Below are 25,483 nucleotides of genomic sequence, written 5' to 3'. Positions count from 1 at the left end.
ACCTTTGGAACAAGTAGAACAAGTTATGACGACATAGATCTACGCGGGACGACTACCATTTCAGGGGAATTTACAAAATACTTTACTGTTGATACTCAACCCGCAGGGACGAGGACTATAGTAGCGATTGAATATCCTACAGGTCTTGGTGGGAGGGCAACAAGTACCTTCTACATCCTACCTCAAATCTGGTTTGTAAGTCCACTTCAGGGAACGGTAGGCACGATAATCACTATTGAGGCAACCGGATATTCATCATCTGAGACGGTGAGGATAGCATTTGGCACAACACCAACTATTACTCAGGTTTCCGCCAATGTCAATGGTAGTTTCAGCACAAGATTTACTATCAATACCCAACCTTACGGTACTACCACGATTACCGGATATGGCAGATTAGACTCTGCTACCAGGACATTTAAGATATTGCCGCAGATATTTGCTCCCATCCCAATGAGTGGAACAATAGGGCGGATTGTTACGGTTTCTGGTAATGGCTACGGGGCAAGTGAGTCAATACATATACTATTTGGCACTACCAGGACGATTACAAAAGTTACTTCAACTGCCTTTGGGTCGTTCTCAACCACATTCACGGTAAATACTCAACCACTGGGGACAACGACTGTCTTAGCGGTTGGTATGCAGACGCAAGCCGCTACACAAACCTACTTTGTCATTAGCCCGCAGTTAGACTCAGTTACGCCCAGCGAAGGGACGGTAGGCACAATTGTTACTTTACGCGGTATTGGTTACAAAGAAAATGAATTAGTCAGGGTTGATTTTGGTAGGACGATAAGTATTACTACGGTTTCGGCTGATTCTCAAGGTAGCTTTACCACGACATTTACGATTGATACGCAACCGTACGGCACGACAACTGTCCGGGCAACAGGTTGTAGTTCACAAGGGGTGGCAGATAACCTGACAGTGAGGATATTGCAGACGATTATTGCATTGACACCAACATCAGGCACAGTAGGGAGTATCGTTACTATTGCTGGTAATGGCTATGGTGCAAGTCAATCCATCCGCATTATCTTTGGCACAACACCGACTTTGACCCTGACCTCAACCTATGCCGAAGGTAGTTTCTCAACCACATTTACCGTAGATACCCAACCTTACGGGACAACGACAGTGACAGCATATCAGGGCAATCCTATCTCAACATCAAGGCCATTTACTATTCTGCCCAATATCTATCAAGTAACTCCAGCACAAGGGACGGTAGGGACGATAGTTACTGTTGCGGGTAATGGCTTTGGGACAGGGAGTTATGTGCAGATAACCTGGGCAGGGGTGAGTATAAACAATAATCCACAAACTATAGAGTTAGGAACAAATTCGGTGACTGCTTATGGTTCATTCTCAACGACATTTACAGCACCGATTCAGCCGTTTGGGACATTTACTATTACTGCCAGGGATACAACAGATTCAAATATCGAGGCTACAAGTAGCTTTGGTATCCTGCCACATCTATTCTTAGTTACGCCAACTGAAGGAACAATTGGAAGGATGATTACTGTAAATGGTAATGGATTTGGTGGTGGTCAAGTAAGTTGGATTGTTTTAGGTATAACTTCTTATTATGCTGATGCATTTTTAATGAATTCTGATGGTAGTTTTCCGGCGGACCAGATACATAAGTTAGAAACTCAACCTTATGGAACTATAAGTGTAATAGCCAGTCAAACTCTTATCTTTGCCGAAGAGAAATTCGTCATTAAACCACATACCTGGGTTACACCTACTGAAGGTTCTGTAGGGATGGTAGTAACATTATATGGTGATGGTTATGAGGCAACAAAGAATATTCAGATTGATTTTGGGACGACTCCCAGTATAGTTCTTACCTCAACAGATATATTAGGTAGTTTCACCATTACCTTTACCGTAGATACACAGCCGTTAGGAACTGCAACTATCCTTGCTATCGCATCTACTCCAGTAGGAACACAAACGATATTCTTTAGGATAATTCCATATATAGTAGATATAACGCCAACGAGAGGTTCAGTAGGGACAATAGTTACTATACAAGGTTCTGGATTTACTGCTAATGAGCGGGTGCGAATAAAGTTTGGAACTACAAATACTATTACTACTGCGAGTGCATCTTTCACCGGGTCATTTACTACAACCTTTACTATTAATACTCAACCTTATGGTAGCACGACTGTTAAGGCTACGGATATTAAATCGAATATCTCTGCAGAAGAAAGGATATTTGTTATCCAACCAAATATCTTCTCGATTACTCCAACTTCCGGGACAGTAGGTAGTATTGTTACCGTAGCCGGGAATGGGTTTGGGGCGACACACCTTATCTATATTCATTTTGGGACAACTCCTTCTATTACTACCATTACCTCTGCGGCACAAGGTTCATTTAGCACTACCTTTACGGTTAATACCCAACCTTATGGTATTAAGACGATTAAGGCACAAGATTTGAGTTGTTCAGTAGTAGAAAATACAGGCACTTATAATCTCTTACCTAATATTCATTTAGTTACACCTGATACCGGGACTGTAAATACAAAAGTTACTATAATTGGGACAGGATTTGGAATTACCGAACAGATACATATTAAGTTTGGTACCACGCAGACGGTATCGTATGCTACGACGACTCCCTCCGGGTCATTTTCAACTACCTTTAGTATTGATACTCAACCCTATGGTGCAACGACTATTGTTGTCACTGGTTTGAATAGCGGTAAAATAGCGACTTCTACATTCTTTATTAAATCAGATATTACACTTTCTACACCTACCAGTGGCATAGTGAGTACTTTGATTACCATTACGGGTAACGGTTTTGCACAAACTGAAGGTATTTATATAAAATTTGGAACAACTTCTACTATTAGTCAGACTTCAACAGATGCCTGCGGTAGTTTTTCAGTTACCTTTACAGCAGATACTCAACTTTTTGGGACGCAACATATTATTATTACTTCGGATATGTCAGGGGCGGCACATACTCAAACCTTCTGCATAATTCCAAGAATATGGCAGGTAAGCCCTACATCAGGGACGATTGGAAGTGTGGTTACTATTTGGGGTGATGGATATAGAAAGAGTAATCCTTTAGCTACGGCAGATAATAAATTAGTTATTCATTTTGGTAACCTGCGGACAATTCCAATATCAGCGGCATTGCCTGGTTTTGAGCCTACCTATAATAGAATTGTAATTTATAAGGACAATCCTTCTCTTGCAGGTACATTTAGTGCTGTATTTACTATTTTAACCCAATCAGCAGGGACTACTACTATTACTGTTCAATCAATATCTGAAGCTACACAATTAGCAGAAAATATATTTGGTATTATTGGTAAAATTACTTCAGTATATCCATCGGATGGAACAATAGGTACAGGAGTTACTATTACTGGTAATGGTTTTAGTGCATCAGAATTGATTCAGATAGATTTTGGAACAACTAAGACTATTATGACCGTAAGTAGTAGTAGTCTGGGAACATTTACCTGCATCTTTACAGTAGATACACAACCTTATGGTTCTAATACGATTACGGCTACTGATAGGATTACCTTTGCCATCGCATCTTTCTATGTCAAGACAAGTATTGTTTTAGTTACACCAAAAGAAGGGACAGTTGGGTCAATGGTAACGATAAGAGGTATTGGTTACCAGGCATCAGAATTAATTCGGATAGCCTTTGGAACAAATCCGACAATTACTATCATTAGTGCCGAGTCAGCCGGTTCATGGACGACTACATTTACTGTAGATACACAACCCTGGGGTATAACCACTATTTTAGTCGTAGGAGTGCTATCTAATGCCACTGCTACAGATACATCATTTAAGATAACCCATAAACTTACTTTAGTTACACCTGCTCAAGGGACAGTGGGTAGTTTGGTAACCGTATATGGTAATGGTTATTATTCTCCTCTTTCTAACATTTACATTTATTTTGGCAAGACATTAAATATTCCTCCTGGAACTACTACTACTTCTTCAGGTAGCTTTATGTTTGATTTTCAGATTAATACCCAGCCGTATGGAATAACGACTATTCAAGCAGTAGGACATAAAGATGGATATACGCCTGATCTTGGTGAGAATAATTCTTATGGAACCTTTACTATATTAGCCAATGTAACTAATGTTACTCCACTTTGTGGGACAGTAGGTTCTATTGTTACTATTAGAGGTAATGGTTATGAATCTACAGGATTAGTTCGTATTATCTTTGGTGCTAATCAAACAATAACTACTACCTCAACCTATGCAGAAGGGAGTTTCTCTACTACCTGGACAGTGGATACTCAGGTTTTTGGGACAAAGAGTATTACTGCCATAGATTCATCAGGACATAGTTCTGTGAAGGATAATTGGGAATTCCGTATAGATGTCCATATTACTTCAGTTACTCCTACATTTGGGACAGTGGGTAGTTTAGTTACTGTGACAGGTGATGGATATGGTGGCAGTGAATTAATACAGATTGATTTTGGAGATACCTCTACTATTACACAGGTAACTACCAGTGAAAACGGAACATTTTCAACTACCTGGACAGTAAATACTCAATATTATGGCACTCATACGGTCAGAGTATATGGTATAAGAACTCAGCGACAAGATGTGGGTAAGTTTAAGATTATGCCTAATATTATACTTGTTTCACCTCCCTTTGGGACAGTGGGAATTTCGGTAACAGTAAGTGGGACAGGATATGGACCTATAATGGGGATACAGATTGACTTTGGTAATCACAGAACTATTTCTATAGAAAGTGGAGTAGATACTACTGGAGAGGGGACATTTACATCTGTATTTAAGATTGATGCTCAACCGTATGGAATAACAACTATTACCGTTTGGACTCCGCCTATTTCAGATTCAGCCTTTGGGACATTTAATATTATTTCAAATATTACTGAAATACAACCTACTTCTGGGACAGTTGGTTCACAAGTAACAGTGAAAGGGAATGGTTATGGTGCCAGTGAACTAATTAAGATAGAATTTGGTATGTATACGAGTATTGGCTGGACTACTTCTTCAGGGAATGGTTCATTTGATACTACATTTACGGTAGATACCCAGGCTTATGGGACTCCGACTATTGTGGTGGTGGGACAGAATGCTCCAACAGAACATCGTGCGGCTACCAATACCTTCTGTATCGTGGCTAAATTATATCAAGTTTCACCTACTCAAGGAACGGTAGGGACTATTGTTACACTTTATGGCAATGGTTATGCTAAAAATGATAAGGTTCAAATAAGTTTTGGTAGCACTCAAAATATTGCAACCATAACCGCAGGTGAATTAAGGGGGACATTGACCGGTGTGTTTACAGTTAATGCCCAGACAAGAGATGGTAAATTAATCGTAGGCACAGGAACATTATCTAATAATCAGATAGGAACACAGACATTTACCATATTACCCAATATTTGCTTAGTAACTCCCACCAGAGGAACAGTGGGAACACTGATAACGGTCCTTGGTGATGGATTCCTGGCAACTACAAATATATTTGTTACCTTTGGCACGACTATGACCGATGAAACTAATGCCCCTACAACAACGACTACGATTAATGGAACATTCACACGGAGTTTTACTATTGATACGCAACCAGCAGGAACTACGACTATCGTAGCAATTGAATATGGACAGGGATATGGCAATAGGGCAACAAGTACTTTCTATATTCTGCCTGAAATTTGGTTATTAACACCTACTTCAGGCACAGTGGGAACAGTTGTTACGATAAAAGCAACCGGATTCTCATCTTCTGAAACGGTGAGCATAACATTTGGCACTACACCTACCATTGTTCAGGTATCAGCGAATATAAGTGGTAGCTTTACGGTTATCTTTACCATTAATACACAACGGTTTGGGACAACTACAATTACCGGTCGGGGTAGATTGCCAGAAGTAGCAACTAAGGTATTCAAGATACTGCCGGCTATCTTTGCGGTTACACCTACAGAGGGAACAGTAGGGACAATTGTTACGGTTAGGGGTAATGGTTACGGAAGTGCTACTACGGTGCAACTTGATTTTGGCACAACACTTAATCTGAGAACAGTATCTACAACTGCCTACGGTTCCTTCACTACCACCTTTACTATTACTACACAACCTTACGGAACTACAACTATTACTGCTTTTGAGACGATAGATGGTGAGTTAGTAAGTGCGACAAATAGCTTTACCATTAAACCAAATATTATATTGGTTACCCCACTATCCGGGACGGTAGGAAGTATAGTTACGGTTAGCGGTAATGGTTTTGGGGCAACTGAAGGGATACACATCCACTTTGGCAATACAAAGACTATTACCATTATTTCAACTGAAGCCTATGGGTCATTTACCACTACATTTACCATTGATACTCAAAGTTTAGGGACAACAACGATTACTGCGGTGGGTATATTTACATGGCAACAGGTAGCTACAGTTACCTTCCGTATTACGCCAGGATTGGTTTCAGTTACTCCAATGCAAGGCACGGTTGGGACAATCGTAACCTTGCGCGGTGGTGGGTATCAGGCAAATGAATTAGTGAGAATAGATTTTGGTTCAAAACAAACGATTACTGTAGTCTCTGCGGTTGCAGAAGGTAGCTGGACAACAACATTTACCATTGATACCCAACCGTATGGTTCGACCACTGTCAAAGCAACCGGGTGCTCATCAGGATTTGGGGCAGAGAACCTTGAGGTATTAATTAAACCTAATATTGTTTATGTTACGCCATCTGAAGGAACGGTTGGAATTGTAGTTACGGTTAGAGGTGATGGGTTTAAGGCAAATGAAGATATTTGTATAGGATTTGGTAGAAGCCCAACTATCCAGACTACACAGACATCTATCGAGGGTAGTTTCACCACCACCTTTACTATTGATACCCAGCCCTATGGTAGCACAACTGTTACTGGCTATGGAACTGTCACCCAGGCAGAAAAGACATTCTTTATTAAATCAAGGATTATTTATTTATCACCAATTGAAGGAACGGTAGGAACGATTATCACTATCAGCGGTAATGGTTATGGTGCTTCAAAGACAATCAAGATAGATTTTGGCACCACCATCACCATTCAACAGGTTTCCAGTGAAGGGTGTGGGTCGTTCACCACCACATTTACCATTGATACCCAGCCTTTTGGCATAACTACGGTTGTTGCTCATGGCGATGAGTCTGATTGTGGCACGATTGCAATTACGCCAAACATTATTCAGATTAGTCCAAAGACAGGGACAGTGGGAACAATAGTTACCTTGAGAGGTAATGGTTTTGGGGCATCAAAGGCCATCTGGATAGATTTTGGGAGAACTGCAAGTATTCAATCTACTTCTACTTATGCAGAAGGTAGCTGGACAACCACATTTACGGTAGATACTCAACCATACTCTGTGAAGACAATTAAGGCACACGGTAGTGAAGATGCTTCTGGCACATTTACTATCCTGCCTAATATTACCTTGATTACGCCGACAGAAGGAACGGTGGGAACAACCATTACCATTACTGGCAATGGATTTGAGGCTTCGACAACTATTAGTATCAACTTTGGCAACAAAACAGATATTCGTCTGACATCAACTTATGCAGAAGGTAGTTTCTCAACTACCTTTACGGTAGATACACAGAGCTGGGGAATAACCACCATTAAGGCTTCAAGTGGTTCTGCAAATAAAGAAGGCACATTTACTATCCTGCCGAATATTATTTATATCAGTCCTACCGAAGGAAGTGTAGGGACAATCATTACTATCAGAGGAAATGGGTTTAATGCCAGCACACTTATTCGTGTAGCCTTTGGGATTACTCCAACGATTCAACAGACATCAACCTATGCCGAGGGTAGTTTCACTACTACCTTTACAATAGATACCCAGCCGCGTGGGATTACCACTATTCAGGCTTTTGGATTACCAGGGGTATTTGCTAAAGGCACGGTAGCGATAAATGCGTATGTCTTCTCCATTACTCCAACTTCAGGCACAGTAGGGAGTTTTGTGACGGTGCGAGGTAATGGCTTTGGTGCCAGTGAGTTAGTGCATATTATCTTTGGTTCATCACCAACGGTTGTCACTACCTCGACTTATGCTCAGGGTAGCTTTAGCGTGAAATTCACCGTAAATACACAACCTTACGGCACAACCTCTATCAAGGCAGTGGGTATGAGTAGCGGTGTTTTCTCAGAACGATATATTTATCGTATTTTGACACATCTGACCGCTATCACGCCGACAGAAGGAACGGTAGGGACAGTAGTAACCTTGACCGGTGATGGATTTAGTAGCAGTGAGTTGGTGGGGATAGATTTTGGCACAAACAAGACGATAACTACAGTAACAGCCAATACCTATGGTTCATTCAGCACCACATTTACCATTGATGCTCAACCTTATGGCACGACTACGGTTATGGCTACAGGACTTATATCTTCCTGGCCAGCTACAATCTCGTGCAAGATTCTCCATAAAGTATTTTTATACACACCTGACTTTGGAACAGTAGGTACACCGATTAGTGTGGCGGGTAATGGCTTTAGTTCAAGTAAAGAGATAGTGATAGAATTTGGGCAGACTTTGAGTGTTACTATCTGGAGTGCGGTAAATGGTTCGTTCTCAACTGTATTTACCGCTAATACCCAGCCGTATGGGACCTGGAATGTGAAGATAACGGATAAATTCAATACAAGCTTATTTGCTACCTATACATTTAAGATAGAACCAGCGGTTTGGTTGGTAACACCTAAATCAGGGACAGTAGGGACAGTTATTACTATTGCAGCTAATGGATTATACGATACTCCAGACAATATTTGGATTGATTTTGGGACTAATAAAGATTATACCGGTGTACCGTATACAGGAGATTCGATAGGTTCTACAACAATAATCTTTACGGTTAACGCACAACCTTATGGGACCACAACGGTTAAGATAAAATGTTCTAAGACTGGTCTACCGGATTTACTTCCAGAAAATATTTTCTTCTTCAAACCGAATATTTTCTCAGTAATACTTTCTGAAGGTCCTGTAGGAACAATTGTTACTGTAAGAGGTAGTGGATTTAGGGCTACTCAGTCTATCCAGATTGATTTTGGAACTACCCCAAATATTACACAGGTTACCACGGATGCCTATGGAACATTTACAGCTACATTTACTGTGAATACCCAACCATTAGGTTCTACAACTATTTTAGCCATTTGTCCTGTAGCAGGAACAGCGGCTTCTTCATTCAAGATAATTACGGCAATTACTTTAATCAGTCCAAAGACAGGCACAGTGGGTACTATTGTGAGATTAGAAGGTGATGGATTTGAGGCAAGTGAGGGGATACGGATTGACTTTGGGACTAGTTATAGTATCAAGAGTGTAACCGCAAGTTCAATAGGTTCATTTACTACTACATTTACCATAGATACGCAACCTTATGGTATTACCACTATTAAAGCAACAGGTCAGATATCTGAGTATCCTGCTTATGGCACAGTTACTATCGAACCAAATATTATTCTGGTTAGTCCAGATAAGGCAACAGTAGGGACGATAGTGACAGTAAGAGGTAACGGGTTTGGAGCAAGCACTACTATCCAGATTAATTTTGGCACGACTAAAACTATTCAGTTAACCTCTACTTATGCAGAAGGGAGTTGGACCTGCACATTTACAGTAGATACACAATTATACGGGACTACTACTATTAAGGCTATTGATATAACCCAGCCAACGGTAGTAACAGATGAGGCGACATTTACTATTTTACCGGCAATCTGGTTAGTAGAACCATTATCAGGGACCGTAGGTAAGATTATTACTGTTGCAGGTAATGGTTTTGGGGTATCTGAGTTAATCCATATCCACTTTGGCACTACCCGAACAATTACCTTTACTTCTACCAGTTTCAATGGTTCATTCTCAACTACATTTACTATTGATACACAACGATATGGGACTACTACTATTACTGCTCAAGGATTAAATAGTGGTCAGATGGCGTTCAAGGTATTTGATATACTTTCTAATATTACCCTTATTACCCCTGATAGAACACCTATTACTACTATTATAACCATAACGGGTAATGGTTTTGGACAGTCAGAATCGATTAAAATAGACTTTGGGACAACAAAGACCATTACAATGACCTCAACAGATGCTTATGGTTCATTCTCGACTACATTTACCGTAGATAATCAAAGTTATAATCCCAGTCCAAAGATAGTTACTGTTACAGGACTTGAGTCTAATCGTGTTGCAACCATTTCATTTACATTAGTTCCAAGAATTTATAATGTAACACCAACCAAAGGAACCGTAGGAACAACAGTAACCATAAGTGGTGATGGTTTCTGGTCAGGTGCTAGTTCGATTCAAATTGATTTTGGAACAATACCACTAATAACAGGAGGGTATGTTAATGGGGGAGATTGGGGAACATTTACAAATGTAACCTTTGTCATTAACATTCCTCAACCTGCAGGAACTACTACAATAATTGCTTTTAATTACTCGCGTCCTTATGTAAGGGCTACATCTACTGTCTTCAGTATAATAGGACATATTACTCAAATAGTACCACCAGCAGGGACAATAGGTGATTTAGTAACTGTTACTGGTGATGGATTTGGTCAAAGTGAGCTTGTGCAGATTGACTTTGGCACTACCCGTACTATTACTACCACAAGTGCTAATGTCAATGGGACATTCACCGCTATCTTTACGGTAGATACTCAACCGCAGGGTATAACCACTATTCGTGCTTATGGTCTTACTTCACAAACATCAGATACAGGGACATTTACGGTTAAACCTACTATTTTCTTTGTTTCACCACAGCAAGGGACAGTAGGAACATCTATTACGGTTAGAGGTATGGGTTATAAGACAAGCGAAACAGTTCAGATAGATTTTGGAACGAGATTGACTATTACTACCGCTACACCTGATGCCTTTGGCACATTTACCGCTGTCTTTACTATAAATAAGCAGAGATGGGGAACACATACGATAAAGGCGTATGGTATTACTTCAACCGTAGTAGCGTATAATTATTGCAAGATTTTGCCAAAGGTATTTTCTGTTTTACCGCCAACCGGGACAGTTGGAACAGGCGTTACTGTAATGGGTGATGGATATAAAGTAAGCGATATCATTCGATTGGATTTTGGTAATACACAAGTACATCCATATAGCGGACAATCTTTAGCATCAGAAAATGGGACATTTACTATTCAGTTTACCGTTAGTTCACAACCTTATGGAATTACTACTGTTCTCGTTAGAGGGATGGATCCTAATCCAGAAAGAGTGAAGGCAGAAAATATCTTCATTATCACTTCTAAGATAACTATTACACCTTCTTGTGGTTCGGTGGGGAGTATAGTAAGTGTTGAAGGGACAGGGTATGGTGCTAATGAACAAATCAGGATTGATTTTGGAACGACGCAAACTATTACTCTGGTGACTATAAATTCAACAGGTGGCACATTCAATACTACCTTTACTATAGATACTCAATTCTATGGAACAAAGACGATAACTGCCTATGGCTTGCAGGATATAGTAAATCATAAAGCAGATAAATTGTTTATAATAGAGATAGATATTCCTATGTTTATCCCAATGCAGGGAACAGTAGGGAGTTTTGTAACTATTCAAGGCACAGGATATGGTGAAAGTGAATTAATAGAGGTAGATTTTGGCAATACGGAAAGCATTACTACTGTTTCTACTTCAGGGGTGGGAACATTTGCTACAACATTTACGGTAAATACTCAGGTTTATGGAACTAAGACAGTAACAATTACAGGGATGAATAGTGGAAGAGTATCTACAAAGTCCTATAAGATAATACCTAATATTACCTCTGTTACGCCATCAATCGGCACGGTAGGTGTAACGGTGACTATAGAAGGAAATGGATTCGGACCAACAGAGCTAGTAAGGATACATTTTGGACAAACACCTTATATTGATGATGTGTTATTGGAGTCATCTAATATAGGAACAATTACTACTTTCTTTAAAGTAAATGTCCAACCTTATGGTTCTACTACTGTAGAGGCAATAGGCACACAAACACAACATTCTGCATTTAGTTACTTTAAGATTATACCTAAGATTACGGGTGTTAATCCTACTTTTGGAACGGTAGGGAGTCAAGTAACAGTTTATGGTAATGGATTTGGTAAGAGTGAGGCATTAAGAATTGCGTTTGGTATTAATTCTACAATTACTACGCTTACTTCAGAAGCAAGTGGTTCATTTACCACATCCTTTACGGTAGATACTCAACCTTATGGAACAACAACAATAATTGGGATAAGTATATTCCGTCCTGAACAAAGGGCAACAAGTACCTTCTCCTTCTCAATCAAACCTAATATTATAAGTGTATCTCCAACAAGTGGTTCTGTAGGCACTCAAGTGACCATAACAGGTAACGGTTATTCTGTATCAGAACAGGTTCTAATTGGTTTTGGTAAGACAAGGACTATTACTATTGCTACCGCAGATAACATAGGATTGCTTACCGCTATATTTACCGTAGATACGCAGAGCTATGGTAATAAACTCATCATAGGTACAGGAACTGTCTGTGGCGAATCGGCTGCTACTAATACATTTAAGATTACATCGAAGGTTAGATTAATCTCACCGCTTCAAGGAACAGTGGGGACAATAGTTACAGGAGAAGCAAATGGTTTCGGACAAAGTATATCCGAGATATACATTTATTTTGGAACAGATGAAATACATCAGGTTCAGACAGCAGAATCGAGTGCAGATGGAACATTTGCTATTACATTTACTGTAAATACTCAACCAGGTGGGACAACTACGGTTAAAGCATCTGAAACAGCAGAAAAATCAGACTACGGTTACTTTACTATTCTGCCGGCAATCTGGAAGGTAGAGTTAACCGAAGGCACGGTTGGGAGTGTGGTGACGATTACTGCCAATGGGTATCCGAAAGAAGGGTTGGTGCGGATTGGCTTTGGAACGAGTCCGACGATTCAGACGACATCAGCAAATGTCAACGGCACATTTAGTGTTTCATTTACCATCAATACCCAGCCTTACGGCACAACTACCATCACCGGCTACGGCTCATTAGGCTTTGCTACCAATACCTACAAGATACTGCCAAAGATTATCTATGTCAGCCCGGCTCAAGGCTCTGTAGGAACAATCGTGACTTTGAGTGGGAATGGATTCAATGCCACAAGTCCTATTGTCGTACAATTTGGTATGCATTCGTCAATTACAACTGTTACCTCTACAGCGTATGGTAGTTGGACAACTACATTTACCGTCAATACTCAGCGGGCTGATGCATACGGAGACTATGCAAGTGGTGATGCTTGTAAGATTAAGGCTAAGGATGCACAAAATGTAGAGGCAGTAGATAAGTTTAAGATACAACCAAATATTGTTGTCTTTAATCCACAAGAAGGAAATGTGGGAACTGAGATTACCATTGCCGGTAATGGGTTTGGTGGAGTCGGAATGCCAAATGAAGTAATACGAATCTCATTTGGAACTACTATAACTAGGACCGAAGTACAAACTGAAGGTGATTATGGTTCATTTAGTGCTACATTTAGTGCTGATGGACAACCGGTTGGAACTGTTACTATTGTGGCTAAAGGATTAAATACGGGAACTACTGCAACCGTCTTCTTTAAGATGTTATCCAGAATAATTGATGTTTCTCCAAATCAGGGAACGGTTGGTACTATAATTACCATTAAGGGTGATGGATTTACAGGGTCAGATTATGTGAGAGTAGATTTTGGAACGACATCAAGTATTACTTCAGTATCAACGGATAGTGCTGGTTCATTTACGGTTACATTTACTATTGATACACAACCGTATGGAACTATGACTATTCTTGCAGTTGATACAAAAGGCATTAGTGCCAAACATACATTTAAGATTCTGCCTAATATTGTCTTCTATACACCACGGTCCGGGACGGTGGGTAGTAAGGTTACCATAGCCGGTAATGGATTTAATGGCTCCCAGACTATTGCTGTGTTATTTGGTAAGATTGGAATTGATAGAGCGACAGTGACACTAACATCTTCTTATGCACAGGGTAGTTTCTCTACTACATTTACGGTTCCTGAACAGAGACATTATCCCTTAAGGGATATTCTGGCGATAGATGAAAGAGGTATATCTAAGGATGTATCTTCTTCTGGAATGAATAACTATGAAATTCTACCTCAAATAGTTTATGTTACTCCTACTTCCGGGACAGTCGGTAAAGTAGTTACGGTTTATGGTAATGGATTCAATTACCCGGCAAATGATGCCAAGATTCACTTTGGGACTACCTATAATATTGCATCTATGGATATGACAGAGGGTGGTTCATTCACCGTTACCTTCCCGATAGATGCACAACCTTATGGAACTACTACTGTTATAGCAACTGATGCGGCTGTTTTAGGTGTGATAGATCCGGCTACAGCAACTTCTACTTTTGTTGTCCTGCCTAATATTGTCTCTATAGTTCCTACAGAAGGAACTGTTGGTAGTTGGGTTACAGTTGCGGGTAATGGGTTTGGTGCTACTGAAATGATTAGTATTATCTTCGGGACGGAACGGACTATTACTCCGGTTACCAGCACTGCCTTTGGTAGTTTTACCGCCATATTTACCGTTAATACCCAATCTTATGGAACTACAAGTATTATAGCCGTAGGGTCATCCACCAGGCAGTCTGATGAAAGATATATTTACAGGATAAGGTCAGAGATTATTTCTGTTACACCAACGCAGGGTAGTGTAGGAACAATAATTACCATAAGTGGTAATGGGTATTATTCTAATGAACAAATTCGGATACAATTTGGGACTAAGAATACAATAACTACTACCGTAGCAGAGAATAATGGGTCATGGACAACTACATTTACTATAAATGCACAGGTTTATGGCACAACTACTATTTTTGCGGTTGGTCTTACTTCACAGGATGGCACTTCGACACTTATTACTATCTTACCGCATATATATGATGTAGCGCCACTTTCAGGAACAGTAGGTGCATCAATTCAAGTAAAAGGAACAGGTTTTGGTTATAATGAGCAATTACGGTTAGAATTTGGAATTAATCCGACAAGAACTATTTGGATGAGTGCATTTGATGGCACCTTTGAAAAAACATTTACTATTGATGTTCAACCTTATGGCACTACATCTATCAAAGTTGTTGGTGTCCATACCAGGGCGCAATATTCAACTTATACCCTGCGGATACTACCTAATATTGTTTCAGTTACTCCTCAATCAGGGACTGTTGGTATCCTGGTTACTGTGGCGGGTAATGGTTTTGGTACATCAGAAGGCATAGAGGTTGATTTTGGCACAACTTTAACCATTACTACTACCCGAACAGATGGGGCAGGGGCATTTATGGTTATCTTTACCGTAGATACTCAGGAATATGGTCCTACCCTTGTTAAAGGTAGAGGAACATCGACATTGTCAGTAGCGGAAAATGTTGTTGCTACCTTTACATTTACTATCTTACAGAAGATTACACTTATTACTCCTACCAGTGGTGTGGTCCAATATCTAATTAATGCTATTAGTGGTGAGAAGATATATGATATTGTAACAATTACCGGAAATGGTTATGGTGCAAGTGAGGGTATTTGTATTGATTTTGGAAAAACTCTTACGATTACGATGACTTCTACTGATGCCTACGGTAGTTTTTCAACTACCTTTACGGTAGATTTACAGGTTTATGGCACTCATACCGTAAAGGCAACAGGGATGAATAGTGGAAGAGTAGATTATGGCTATTTCAAGGTTATTGCCAGGATATATGTGGTTAGTCCATATCAGCAGACAGTAGGGACGAAAGTAACGGTAATGGGTGATGGATATGCAGATGGTGAAAAGATAAGACTTACATTTGGGACTGATGTTGAAATTCCTAAAGATTATGCTTGCAATGTAAATGGACAATTCACACATTACTTTACGGTTGATACTCAACCTGCAGGGACTACGACTGTTAAGAGTAAAGGACAACCAGGATATAATGCTTCTGAGCAAGAGGCATATAATAAATTCTTCATTATGGCTGATGTGATAAGTGTTGAGCCTACTTCTGGACCGATAGAACAGGAGGTTGTAGTTAAAGGAACAGGTTATCTAGCAAATGAAGTTGTGCGGATTGATTTTGGAACACATAAGACTATTACAACTGCGACGGCAGGACATAATGGGACATTTAGTGCCACATTTACGGTTGATATTCAGCCGGTTGGGACAACTACTGTTAATGCCAAAGGTCAGATTACGGAAGATTATAGCTACTTTACAATTGCATCTGGTATTATAATTACACCTTATACTGGCACAGTGGGAACAATAGTGACGGTTAGTGGAACAGGTTATGGTGGCAGTGAGCTTATCCGCATAGAATTTGGAACAAATCGAACCATTACTACAATTACCTCAGAAGTAAATGGTAGATTTACTACCCAATTTACAGTGGATGAACAGTGCTATGGAACTCATACCGTAAAGGCAGTTGGTATGAATACTACGACAGAGTCTCAGCGGGAATTCAAGATTAAGCATAATATTGTTTATGTGACAGCTACAGAAGGCACAGTAGGATTGCCAATTACAGTCTATGGAAATGGTTATCATCGTCAGGGGACAGTAACGATAGAATTTGGGACTACCCTAACGATGAAACAAAAGTTGGCAAGTTATAATGGGACATTTAGTATTACATTTACGGTAAATAGCCAACCGTATGGTTCAACAACGATTAAGGCATATCGCGAAAGGGGAATTCTTGTTCAAGATTATGATAATTCAGACTATCGAGATATAGATTCCTTTAAGATAATTTCACATATCTGGTTAGTAACACCAAGGGCACAGTCAGTAGGAACAATTGTAACCATAGCCGGTGATGGTTATGCGGCTATGGCTACAGTGCGGGTAACATTTGGTCAAACTACTACTATTACGGTGGTATCAACAGATGTCTGTGGGACATTTAGTATTACCTTTACGGTGAATACACAACATAGTGGGACACATACCATTGTGGCGGCTGATTTATATGATTTGGATAATCATCGTGATATTGATGAATTTAAGATAAATTCGCATATTACCTTAGTCAGTCGGCAGTCAGAAGTGCCTCATTTTGATGTGCCAGATAGATGGAAGGCACAGGTAGGAGATGAGATACTTATTACGGGTGATGGGTATGGTGCTAATGAGGTAGTGCAGATAGATTTAGGTGCAGCCATAAGTATAACCACAATTTCAACTAATGATGCCGGGACATTTGCTACTATCTTTACGGTTAATACCCAATACTTTGGCACCAAGACGATTGTGGCTACAGGACTTAACACTCAGGAAGTAGATAAGTGGGGTGAATACTGGAATAAAGGACCTGACCAATATAGATACTTTGTTCTCATTCCAGAAATTACTGTAGTTACTCCAACTACGGGAACCGTAGGAACTATAATTACTATTAAGGGAACTGGTTTTGGGAGAAGGAATCCAATTGATGGTGAAGATTTAAAGATTGGGTTTGGAACGGAGCCATTTATTGGAGCTGATGGAATTGAGCCATATAGTCTTGAACAACCATATGTAACTTCAGAAGGAACATTTACTTTGAAATTTGACATTTCATCAGTAAATATTCCTCAGCCATTTGGGACGACAACTATTACCGTTTATGGAAGTAGTACTGCACAGTGGGCACGCAATTACTTCGTTATCTTACCCATAATTACTACACTTACTCCTAAGTCTGCTACTGTAGGGACGACAATTACGATTGCTGGTAGAGGCTATACACAAAATGCAGATATTCAGATTGCCTTTGGTAATAATCCGACCATTACTATTGCTACGACTAATGATTCAGGGACATTTACCAGGACATTTACCATTGATATTCAGGCATTTGGCATAACAACGGCTACGGCTATAGGACCAAAAGAACCTACTGCTCGCGAACAAGCAACAGATACTTTGTGCATATTACCGCATATTGTCAGTGTTACTCCAACTATTGGAACAGTAGGAACGATAGTTACACTTTACGGTAACGGCTATACGGGTGGTGGAGAGGTATTAATTGGATTTGGCTGGACACGGACGATTACAACTACAACGGCAAATCCAAAGGGTGAATTTAATATTACCTTTACTATTGATACACAATCCTATGGGACAAAGACTATCTATGCTACTGATACTGTTTCGGGAGTAGAAGATGATGACCTTGGTGGAGTAGATGACCTGTTCAAGATAATTCCAGAGTTAGTCTGGGTTTCACCGACTAAAGGGACTGTGGGAAGTCAAATTACACTCTTTGGCACAGGCTATGCAGTTACTCAAGGAATATATGTTGATTTTGGAACAGTATTAGATAAAGACTACGCAACTGAGAGCGCAACCTGGTTACCTGTGTATGGGACGGCTTCTCTTGCCGGGACATTCAGTCTAATATATACAATTGATGTTCAACAGCCAGCAGGCACAACCACATTTACCGCCTGGAATTCTATTTTAATTGGACCTAAAGAATTTGAAAAACGAGCCTCCAATATCTTCTATGTTATGGCAAAAATCTATACATCTACACCAAAAGAAGGCACGGTGGGCACAATTGTGACATTAGAAGGTGATGGGTTTGGTTCTGCTTCAACCGTGAGGATTGATTTTGGAACGACGAGGTCAATTACTACGGTTTCTGCTAACGCCTCTGGAACATGGACAATTACCTTTACGGTTGATACTCAGCAAAGTGGCAATACCACAATTACCGCAACCTGCCCACTGAACTCTGCGACGGAATCATTCAGGATTAAGCCAATAATTACATTAGTTACACCAACGGTAGCAACTGTAGGGACAATAGTTACGGTAACAGGTAATGGTTTTGGCGCCAGCCATACGATTCATATACTCTTTGGAACTAATGAGACGATTACTATGACTTCTACTTATGCACATGGTAGTTTCTCAACCACCTTCACCATTGATACACAGCCTTATGGCACGACGACCATTGTGGCAGTGGATGTCCAGTCTATTGCAGGAGATATTGCCTCAGATGATGATAGACTCACAATTATTCCAGAGATTATACTGATTACTCCAAAAGAAGGAATCGTTGGAAGTGTAGTTACAGTTCGAGGTAATGGTTATGGTTCAAGTGAGTTAGTAAGAATTAAGTTTGGAACGACAGAGACAATTACCTTAGTTTCAGCAGAATACTGCGGTAGCTTTACAACCACCTTTACGGTTGATACTCAACCGATAGGCACGACGACTATTGAGGCAATTGGGGTGATGACCGGTAAGAGCAGTTGGAAGTTTGAGTATGTTATCAAGCCACAATTAGTCTCAATAACTGCAACTGAAGGGACGGTGGGTGTAGTAGTTACATTACGCGGTGGTGGATATAAAGCCGGTGAGTTAATCCAGGTAGATTTTGGCACGACAATGACGATTACCACTGTGACAGCAGAGTTAGAAGGTAGTTTCACCACTACATTTACCATCAATACACAACCTTATGGTGTGACAACTATTAAAGCCACAGGGATAATTACAGGTGCCTGTGCCGATAACCTGACATTCTTTATCCTGCCAAATATCGTTTATGTTACCGCTAATACAGGGACAGTTGGAACGGTAGTTACGGTGAGGGGTGATGGTTTTGAGGCTTATAGAAGGATTCGTATAGAGTTTGGGACAACACCAACTATTAAACTTACTTCAACTTATGCCGAAGGTAGCTTCACCACCACATTTACTATCGATACTCAACCTTATGGGACAACTACAGTAAAGGGACATGGCGATGGTATTAATGCAGAGAAGACATTGACTATTTTACCCAATATTATCTACTTATCACCAACGCAAGGCACGGTTGGAACAATCATTACTATTCAAGGTAATGGATATGGCAACTCAAGGACGATAAGGATAGAATTTGGTACAACACCAACAATTCAACTTACCTCAACCTATGCACAAGGAAGTTTCTCCACAACATTTACTATTGATACTCAACCTTATGGCACAACGACAGTAGGTGCTCATGGTGATGACCAGGGCTTACATTGCTATGGAAGTGTAACTATTCTACCTAATATCATACTTATTACGCCTACCTCTGGAACTGTGGGGACGGTGATTACGGTTAAAGGTAATGGTTATGATGCCTCAACCATCATTCGGATAGAGTTTGGGAAAACACTAACTATTCAAACTACCTCAACTTATGCTGAAGGTAGCTTCACTACTACCTTTACCATAGATACACAACGCTACGGAATTACTACTGTTGTTGCTCATAGCGATAGTAAGGTAATAAAGGCAGAAGGGACTTTAAGTATCGAGTCAAATGTTATCTTTGTAACGCCAACATCAGGAACTGTGGGTGCGATTATTACGGTCAAAGGCAATGGTTATGGGGCATACAAGAAGGTTCATATTGATTTTGGCACGACACCAAGTATTCAAACTACTTCAACCTATGCTGAAGGTAGCTTCACGACTACATTTACTATCGATACACAGAGATATGGAATTACGACCATCAAGGCAAAGGGCAGTGAAGAGGCATTTGCTACCATCACTATCTTGCCGCAGATAATACTTTACACGCCAACAGAAGGAACGGTAGGAACTATCATTACAGTGGCAGGTAATGGATTTGGTGCAACTCATACTATTCAGATTGACTTTGGAACGACAAAGACGATTACAACGGTTATCTCTAAACCACAAGGCTCATGGACAATTACTTTCACAATCAATACGCAACCTTACGGCACGACAACCATTATCGCCACAGATATAAATGAGGTTGATTTGGTGCGAGATTCTCGGGCGATAGTTATCAAACCTGAATTATTCAAGGTTGAGCCACAAGCCAATACGGTGGGGTCAATAGTTACAGTAGCCGGTAGTGGATTTGGAGCAAGTGAAAAGATTCAGGTTGACTTTGGAACAACGGTGAGTATCATTGTGACGAAGACGACTGATTCAGGGTCATTCAGTACTACATTTACTATCAATCCTCAACGATATGGGATTACAACCATTACTGCCAGGGGTATAAATACAGGTCAGCAGGCAAGAAATACATTTAATATCCTATCGCAATTTACACTATTTACGCCAACCATAGGCACAGTAACTACAATAGTTACTATTAGAGGTGATGGATTTGCCGCTACAGAGACTATCCATGTCAGGTTTGGGGCTAATACGACTATAACTACGGTTAGTTCAGATGCCTATGGCAGTTTCTCGTTGACATTTACCGTTGATACTCAGACCTTTGGAACAAAGAGTGTTACGGTAACAGGACTTACTTCAGGCAGAGTTTTGATGGGTAGTTTTACTATTATCGCCCGTATTCATACCGTTTCACCGACAGAAGGGACAGTAGGAAGTTGGGTGACTATTTATGGTGATGGTTATGATGCAGGGGATGAACTAAAAATTAAGTTTGGAACTACAGCTGAATTTAATATAATAACTACATGTAATGGTATTGGACAGTTTACTTATATATTCACTATTAATACCCAGCCAGCAGGAACTACTACAGTAAAAAGTAGAGGAACACTTGTAGGTATGTCCAACCAAGAGGCATTTAATATTTTCTTTATAAAAGCAGAGATTATAAGTGTTACTCCTCCTGCAGGGCAAATAGGGACTATGGTTACTATTACAGGAAGTGGTTATGTGGTAAATGAAATTGTGCAGATTGATTTTGGAACACACATAAGTATTACTACTGTCACGGTAGGACCTAATGGCACCTTTAGTGCAAAATTTGAGGTTGATACTCAACCTGTGGGGACAACTACTATTACAGCCACAGGCCAGATTACAGATGATTATGATTACTTCAGGATTACCTCAGGAATTACGATTACACCTCTTACAGGAACCGTTGGGACTCCAGTAGAGGTTAAAGGAACAGGTTATGGTGGTAGTGAACTTATCCGTATTGAGTTTGGAACAAATATGAGTATTACTAATGTTAGTGCCGCAGGTAATGGTAGTTTTGTGACACAATGGACAGTTGATGAACAATGCTATGGCACACATACGGTTAATGCAGTTGGGGAAACTACCCAGACTCAATATCATACAGATTTCAAGATTACGCATAACATTGTTTATGTGACTGCTACGAGCGGCACAGTAGGGTTGCCAATTATGGTCTATGGTAATGGTTATCATCGTCAAGGGACTGTAACGATAGAATTTGGAACAACATGGATGATAATACAGCAAACAGCAAATTATAATGGGACATTTGCTATTACCTTTACGATTAATTCACAACCTTATGGTATCATAACGATTAAGGCATTTCGTGAAATACCAGGAGGGATGCAATATTGGCAATTTGATACAGAAGAATATAGGGATGTAGATTGCTTCAAGATAATTTCACATATCTGGATGGTAACGCCAAGGGCACAATCAGTAGGGACAATTGTTACCATAGCCGGTGATGGTTATGCGGCAACGGCTACAGTGCGGGTAACTTTTGGTAATACGACTACTATTACGGTGGTATCAACCAATGCCTGTGGAACATTTAGTGTTACCTTTACAGTAAATACACAGCCTGCCGGGACACATACCATCATTGCGGCTGATTTATTTGATCTGGATAATCATCGTGATGATGACTTATTCAAGATAAATTCCCATATTACCTTAGTTAGTCGGCAATCAGAAGTGCTACACTTTGATGTGCCAGATAGATGGAAAGCACAGGTGGGTGATTTCATACTCATTCAAGGTGATGGTTATGGTGCTAATGAGGTAGTGCAGATAGATTTAGGCACAACCTTGACTATCACCGCAGTTTCAACTAATGATACCGGGACTTTTGCTATTACCTTTACCGTCAATACCCAATACTTTGGTACCAAGACGATTGTGGCTACAGGACTTAATACGCAGGAAGTAGATAAATGGGGAGAATACTGGCAGAAGGGACCTGACCAGGATAGATACTTTGTGCTAATTCCAGAAATTACTTTAGTTAGTCCAACTACAGGAACTATAGGCACGATAATTACTATTAAAGGAACAGGTTTTGGTAGAGAAGGTGTAAATGGTGAAAATCTAAAAATTGATTATGGGACAGAGTATGGTTTAGTTGTTAATACAGGATTTGTGATTGTTGAACCAGATACTCCGCGAGTCTCTCCACAAGGAACATTTACGGCGAGGTTCTATCAGAGTGTAGTAGATATACCTCAGCCGTTTGCGACGACAACGATTAAAGTTATTGGTATGACCACAGAGCAATGGGCACGAAACTACTTCTTCATCTTACCGGTAATTACCACACTTACACCTAAATCTGCGACTGTAGGCACAACAATTACGATTGAAGGTAGAGGCTACACACAAAATGCCGATATCCGTATTGCCTTTGGTAATAATCCGACCATTACTATTGCCACGACTAATGCATCCGGGACATGGACAAAGACATTTACCATTGATATTCAGGTCTTTGGCACAACGACGGCTACAGGTATAGGTCCAAAAGAACCTACTGCTCGTGAGCAAGCAACAGATATCTTACGCATATTACCGCATATTGTGAATATTAGTCCAACTAAAGGCACGGTTGGGACTATCGTTACTGTTTCTGGTAATGGTTATACCGGTAGTGGATTGGTGCAAATTGGATTTGGTTGGACACCAACGATTACGACTACATCTGCTAATAATAAGGGTGAATTTTATATTACATGGACAGTTGATACGCAATCTTATGGCACAACGACGATTACTGCAGTAGATATTGCCTCCGGGGTTGAGGATGATGATTTAGGTGGGGTAGATGATTGGTTTAAGATAATTCCAGAGTTAGTTTGGGTGTCCCCAACGACGGGTACTGTAGGCACACAAATTACACTCTTTGGGACAGGTTATGCGGCAAGTCAAGGAATTTATGTTGACTTTGGGACAGTCCAAGATGAGGATGGAGATATTCTTAATCTAAATCCTCCTTATGGTGGTATCTATGCCAGTCAGGCAGGGACATTTAGTTTAGTCTATAATTTCAATGTTCAACAGCCAGCAGGCACAACTACATTTACTGCATGGAATACAGAACAGCTTGATCCATTTGAACTTGAAAAACGAGCATCTAACGTCTTCTATGTTATGGCAAAAATCTATACATCAACACCAAAACAAGGCATAGTGGGAACAATAGTAATATTAGAAGGTGATGGCTTTGGCTCCGCTTCAACAGTGCGGATTGATTTTGGAACAACCAGGTCAATTACTACCGCTTCTACTAATGCCTCCGGAACATTTACTGTTACCTTTACGGTTAATACCCAACAAAGTGGGGTTACAACAATTAAGGCAACCTGTCCACTTAATTCTGCAACGGAGATATTTACTATAAAGGCAAGTGTTACTGTAGTTACACCAGTAGGTGGCAATGTTGGGTCAATTGTTACGGTTTGCGGTAATGGTTTTGGTGCAAGTCATACTATTCATATCCTCTTTGGGACAAATAGGACAATTACGACGACATCTACTTATGCACAAGGTAGTTTCTCAACTACATTTACAGTTGATACACAACCTTATGGAACGACAACGGTTGTTGCTGTTGATGTGGAAGAGGTAAATGTATCGGCAAGCAATACCTACTTTATTGGACCAAATATTATCTTAGTTGCCCCAACTGAAGGAACAGTTGGTAGTGTGGTTACAGTAGCAGGTAATGGATTTGGTGGTAATGAGCCAGTGCAAATTCAATTTGGAACTACGCAGACTATTACTATGACTACTTCAGAAGGATGTGGGTCGTTCTCAACTACCTTCACCGTAGATGTTCAACGGATTGGGACGACTACTATTACCGCCTGGGGAATAAATACCGGCACATCGGCGTATTCATTGCAGTTTAAGATAGCACCGAAGTTAGTCCAGATTACTCCCACCTCGGGAACTGTTGGCACGATAGTTACTCTCTATGGAAATGGTTATTTAAGTAGTGAATTAGTGCAAATAGATTTTGGGACTACCCTGACCATTAATACAGTTACTGCCGCAGAATCAGGGTCAATTACGCTTACCTTTACTATCGATACCCAGAAGTATGGGACGACAACGATTAAGGCAACAGGATTGAACTCGAATTATCCGGCTTATATTACTTTCGGAATAGAGCCTGCTATTACAGGAATTACACCAACAGAAGGAACGGTAGGGTTAATCGTAACCATAACTGGTAATGGATTTGGAGCCAGTCAAACTATTCGTATAAAATTTGGCACGACACCAAGTATTACCTTTACCTCAACAGATGCCTACGGCAGTTTCTCAACCACATTCACCATTAATACCCAACCTTATG

At 40.3% G+C, this 25,483-nt stretch carries 1 protein-coding gene (cut by a window edge); it reads left to right on the top strand.

Annotated features, from left to right (window positions below; translation table 11 throughout):
* Positions 1 to 25,483, top strand: part of the annotated coding region (locus tag AB1414_00005; protein ID MEW6605818.1) for an IPT/TIG domain-containing protein (this coding region is incomplete at both ends). The annotated region extends 37,667 nt beyond the left edge of the window; 25,483 of its 63,150 annotated nt are in view.

Source organism: bacterium, assembly GCA_040755795.1.
In the GTDB taxonomy this organism is placed as follows: Bacteria; UBA9089; CG2-30-40-21; order CG2-30-40-21; family SBAY01; genus JBFLXS01.
Note: the sequence above shows the minus strand (reverse complement) of the source record. Positions and strands in the feature narration are given on the sequence as shown.